This window comes from Bacillus sp. BS3(2021), from assembly GCF_021043345.1.
Lineage (GTDB): Bacteria > Bacillota > Bacilli > Bacillales > Bacillaceae > Bacillus > Bacillus paralicheniformis.
This window is the reverse complement of sequence record NZ_JAJNDM010000024.1, coordinates 1-524: the sequence shown is the minus strand read 5'-3', so window position 1 is coordinate 524 and position 524 is coordinate 1. Positions and strand designations below refer to the sequence as shown.

The 524-nt window shown below is 44.1% G+C and carries 1 pseudogene; it reads left to right on the top strand.

The features are described 5' to 3' along the window. Positions 1 to 129: 129 nt before the first annotated feature. A pseudogene (locus tag LQ247_RS21980) lies at positions 130 to 524 on the top strand (hypothetical protein); the annotation flags it as partial.

Genomic DNA, 524 nt, shown 5'->3' with positions numbered 1-524 from the left:
AACCTTTCCCCTTGGCAACAGCGATATTTCAATCAAATTGAAGGCGCTCGTGATTTTGGCAACGCAATTAAAGGAAGTGCTGAAGGACTCAAAAATGCAGTCGTCGATACTGCAGTAGGCCTATGGGACATGGTCGTTCACGCAGACGAAACGATTGAGGGCATTAACTTTACACTTCATCATCCTGATGTCACATTCAATATTATAAAAAAAGGAATTGAAGACTCGTATCAACGAGATGTCGTCAATGGTGATTCTTACACCCAAGCCAGATGGTTTAGCTATGCCGTTGGAATGGTCGGGACATCGATTGTTGGCTCTAAAGGCGTTGACAAAGCAGCAAAAGCCGCCAAAGCGGGGAAGGTAGGGCAGGTCGCTGCCAAAGCAACTAAAGCTTCTAAAAAAGTATCGAAACAAGCTTTGGAAAAAAGCGTAGCGTCTTTCAAGAAATCGATGCAAAGGGTCGCTTCAAACATAAAAGGAATTCAAATACACAACCCTTTTGCGCCGCAAGTTCAGTTTGC